This window comes from Brevundimonas sp. (assembly GCF_031082345.1).
In the GTDB taxonomy this organism is placed as follows: domain Bacteria; phylum Pseudomonadota; class Alphaproteobacteria; order Caulobacterales; family Caulobacteraceae; genus Brevundimonas.
On the sequence record NZ_JAVHLH010000256.1, the window covers coordinates 1 to 3,962 of the forward strand.

At 70.7% G+C, this 3,962-nt stretch carries 6 protein-coding genes; 3 read left to right on the top strand and 3 right to left on the bottom strand.

The features are described 5' to 3' along the window. Positions 1 to 543, top strand: a 543-nt coding sequence (locus tag RDU12_RS13465; RefSeq protein WP_308685120.1) for a PfkB family carbohydrate kinase, incomplete at its 5' end; no start/stop codon positions are given. Here RDU12_RS13465 and RDU12_RS13470 read toward each other — a convergent pair. The 3 genes from RDU12_RS13470 to RDU12_RS13480 form a co-directional block, all read right to left on the bottom strand. Then, the gene (locus RDU12_RS13470) at positions 540 to 1,085 is read right to left on the bottom strand and encodes a Smr/MutS family protein (protein ID WP_308685122.1); all 546 of its coding nucleotides are present in this window, start codon (positions 1,083 to 1,085) and stop codon (positions 540 to 542) included. The two genes, RDU12_RS13465 and RDU12_RS13470, sit on opposite strands and share 4 nt — an antisense overlap. Continuing rightward, complete coding sequence (locus tag RDU12_RS13475; protein ID WP_300292562.1) at positions 1,082 to 1,342, bottom strand: helix-turn-helix transcriptional regulator; 261 nt, start codon at positions 1,340 to 1,342, stop codon at positions 1,082 to 1,084. The genes RDU12_RS13470 and RDU12_RS13475 overlap by 4 nt, the downstream gene beginning before the upstream one ends. 65 nt (positions 1,343 to 1,407) lie before the next feature. After that, positions 1,408 to 2,040, bottom strand: a complete 633-nt coding sequence (locus RDU12_RS13480; RefSeq protein ID WP_300292564.1) for a DUF2975 domain-containing protein — start codon at positions 2,038 to 2,040, stop codon at positions 1,408 to 1,410. Positions 2,041 to 2,468: 428 nt separating this feature from the next. On the opposite strand from RDU12_RS13480, the gene rdgB reads away from it, so the two are divergent. Both rdgB and hemW read left to right on the top strand, forming a co-directional pair. Beyond that, complete coding sequence (rdgB, locus tag RDU12_RS13485; RefSeq protein ID WP_300292566.1) at positions 2,469 to 3,071, top strand: RdgB/HAM1 family non-canonical purine NTP pyrophosphatase; 603 nt, start codon at positions 2,469 to 2,471, stop codon at positions 3,069 to 3,071. Further along, a partial coding sequence (gene hemW / locus RDU12_RS13490) for a radical SAM family heme chaperone HemW (RefSeq protein WP_308685124.1) occupies positions 3,064 to 3,962 on the top strand: 899 nt, incomplete at its 3' end. The genes rdgB and hemW, both read left to right, overlap by 8 nt.

Here is a 3,962-nt window from a genome sequence, read left to right on the forward strand (position 1 = left end):
GTCTATCTGGAGGGCTATCTGTTCGACCCGGCCCCGGCCCGCGCCGCCTTCGAGGCCGCCGCCGCCGCCGCCCACGCGGCCGGGCGCAAGGTCGCCATCACCCTGTCGGACAGCTTCGTGGTGCATCGCTGGCGGGCCGAGCTGCTGGCCTTCATCGAGGCCTCGGCCGACATCGTCCTGGCCAATGAGGCCGAACTGGCCGCCCTGTTCGAGACCGAAGACTTCGACGCCGCCGCCGCCCATCTGGGCCGCATCGTCGACATAGCCGCCGTCACCCGCGGGGCCGCCGGCTCGGTGGTGTTCGGCAACGGCGGGGCGGAACGGGTCGAGGTCGCCGCCTGCCCGGTCGACAAGGTGGTCGACACCACCGGGGCCGGCGACCAGTACGCCGCCGGCTTCCTGCTGGGCCTCGCCCGCGGCCTGCCGCTGGAGGACGCCGGCAAGCTCGGCTCGCTGGCGGCCGCCGAGGTCATCGCCCACTGGGGCCCGCGGCCGATGACGTCGCTGGAGGCGCTGGCCAAAGAGGCGGGGCTGCGGCTCTAGCGCCGCCGGATCGTCACATACAGGGCCCCGTCGCCGCCGTGATGACGGGCGGCGGGAGCGAAGCCCGACACCACCCCGCGCAGCGCCGGGCCCTGCAACCATTCGTGGACCGAGGCGCGGATGACGCCGCTGCCGCCGCGCCGGCCCTGGCCGGTGATGACCAGCACCGAGCGATAGCCGCGCGCCTGGGCCCCCATCAGGAAGGCGGTCAGGGCGTCCTGGGCCTGGAAGCGGCCATAGCCGTGCAGGTCGATGCGGGCCTCGATCGGATCGCGTTCGCGCGACAGCCGGCGCTGGCGGCGCGGCTCCAGCGCTTCCGGCAGGCCGCGGGCGCGGGCGGGCGTGGAGACCGGCGGCGACCAGACAGGCGCGACGCCCCGGGCCTTGATCGACCCCTTCGCCGGCGGGGCGGCGGGGGGATCGGTCACGGCGGCGCCCGGAATGATCCGCGGGGCCTTCTTCGGCCTGGCGGGGGTGACCGATCCGGCGACGCGGGCCCAGATGCGTCGGTCGTCCGGGCTCAGGTCGTCGCGGCGGCTCATGTCGTGCCGGGGGCGTTCCCGTCCGTATCCTCGTCCGAGCCGGCGTCCTGCGGCCCCGGCGTCTGCGTCAGCAGGTCGCCCGGCTGGCAGTCCAGTTCGCGGCACAGGGCGTCCAGGGTGGTGAAGCGGATGGCCCGCGCCTTGCCGGTCTTGAGGATCGACAGATTGGCCAGGGTCACGCCGACGCGGTCGGCCAGCTCGGTCAGCGACATGCGCCGTTCGAGGAGGATGCGGTCGAGTTGTACGCGGATGGCCATGGGATCGTCTCTTAACCGGCGCGCGTCGGGTCGAGAAGGGCGGAGCCTTCTGACCGCGCCCGCCCTCAGATTGTCAGTTCGGATTCGCGGCGCAGGCGCGCGCCTTCGCGGAAGACCTCGGCGATCACCACGATGATGACGACCGCAAAGGACGGGGTGATCAGGTCGAACAGGCTGGGCGGCGACATGGCGCCGCGCACGAAGCGGGCGACGAGGAACTGGCCGACCCAGACGCCGAGGGTGACCGAGGCGAAGGCCGCGCCGATCTGGTGCAGCCGGCGCACGTTCAGCGGATGGAAGGGGTCGCCCACGCGCAGGGTGGCGACGATGCGCAGCAGCAGGCGGAAGATCAGGGCGGAGGTGGCCAGGTAGGCGAAGGCGGCGACGGCCACCAGCAGCACATAGGCCCAGGGCAGGGGGATGACGATCGCCTCCTCGCCGGTCCCGGCGGTCACCACCGGCGTGCCGAAGAGTTTCAACGCCAGGACGGCGGAAGGGATGAGGACGGCGCCGACGGTCAGGACCCAGAAGGCGACGGTGCAGGCCGTGCTCGCCACGCTGGAGATCGAGACCAGATTCAGATGGGGCAGGGAAGGGGGGCGGATCCCGAGCGATGTCGTCTTCGGGAATCGCATCGAGGCCTCGTTCAGGCCGGAAGTCCAGGCGCGAATGCCGCGCGGGGTCCGGCGAACCCACACGCGGTCTTATTCTTCGCGTTTGTCATGCGGATCGTCAAAGCTCCGGTGAGACTTTCTGATGACCTCTCACCCGCGGGGGTGACGTGAGGCCAGGGCTGAATCACAGGGCCTGGACGAGCGTGGCGACCAGCGCGGTCGGCAGGGCGGCGAGCAGGAAGGCGTTGAGGATGCCGTGGCCGACCTTTTCGATGAAGTAGGAAGCGTTCATGGTGCTCATTGTCGTTCTCCGTTGATCCTGAGTGAGGGATGTTTTCACCCCTCTTTCGTTGTGCCGCTGCATTGATCTTGCCCGGTTGGCTCGTATCGGGGAACGTCACGGCGTCCGTCCTTGATCAAATAGATAGGCCGTGCGCGGCCAGAAGTCATGTTACATATCGTTTAACGATATTAAACTTTGGCAATAGATCGTTACAGGGTTCGTGATCGACATGAAGTTGAAGCTTATCAAGGGGATGCGGTTGGTCGCGGCGACCCACAATCCGGGCAAGGTGCCCGAGATCGAGGCTCTGCTGGGCGGACATTACGAGGTGGTCACCGCGGGGGCGCTGAATCTGCCCGAACCGGACGAAACCGAGACCACATTCGCCGGAAACGCCCTGCTCAAGGCGCGTCACGCCGCGGATCGCTCGGGCGAGGTCGCCCTGGCCGACGATTCCGGCCTGTCCGTCGCGGCTCTGGGGGGGGCGCCGGGCATCTTCTCCGCCCGCTGGGCCGGGCCGGACAAGGATTTCGCCCTCGCCATGGGCAAGGTCGAGGAGCGGCTGGAGGAGGTCGGCTCGGATGACCGGCGGGCGTGGTTCACCTCGGCCCTGGCGGTGGCCTGGCCGGACGGCCCGGCGGTGGTGGTCGAGGGCCGCGTCGAGGGCCGTCTGACCTTTCCCCCGCGCGGGGACCGCGGCTTCGGCTACGACCCCATCTTCATTCCGGACGGCCACGACCAGACCTTCGGCGAACTGGATCCGGCCCTGAAGGATTCCATCAGCCACCGCGCCCGGGCGTTCGAGAAGCTGAAGGCCGCGCTGATTGACTGATCCGGTCCCTGACCCTGGAGACGACCTCGCGGTCTATGTCCACTGGCCCTACTGCGCCCGCATCTGCCCCTATTGCGACTTCAACGTCGTCAGGGACCGGGGCCGGGCCGAGGAACAGGCGGCGCTGGTTCGCGCCATCCTGACCGATCTGGAGGCGCAGGCGGCGTTGGCGGGGCCCCGGCGGCTGGCGTCGATCTTCTTCGGCGGCGGCACGCCTTCGCTGATGGCGCCCGAGGCGGTGGCGGCGGTGATCGAGCGGGCGCAGGCCCTGTTCCCGCCGCGGGGCGCCATCGAGATCACCCTCGAGGCCAATCCGACCGACGCCGAGTCCGGCCGGTTCGCGGCGCTGGCCGGGGCCGGGGTCAACCGGCTGTCGATGGGCGTGCAGGCGCTGGACGACGCGGCCCTGGCCTTCCTCGGCCGCAACCATTCCGCCGACGAGGCGCGCCGGGCCGTCGCCGTGGCGGGGCGCGCCTTCGACCGGCTGTCGATCGACCTGATCTACGCCCGCCCCGGCCAGACGGCGGCAGGCTGGACGGCCGAGCTGACCGAGGCGTTGGAGCTCGGCTTCGAACACGTCTCGCCCTATCAGCTGACCATCGAACCGACGACCGCCTTCGGCCGGGCCGTGGCCCGCGGGGCCTGGACGCCCCCGGACGAGGACCAGGCCGCCACCCTGTACGAGACCACCCAGGCGGTGCTCGAGCGCGCCGGCTTCGACGCCTATGAGGTCTCCAACCATGGGCGCGGCCCAGCGGCCCGGTCGGTCCACAACCTCCATGTCTGGCGCGGCGGCGACTACCTCGGCGTCGGCCCGGGCGCGCACGGGCGGCTGACGCTCCAGGGCGTGCGCACGGCGACGGTCGCGCATCGGGGAATCGGGGCGTACAC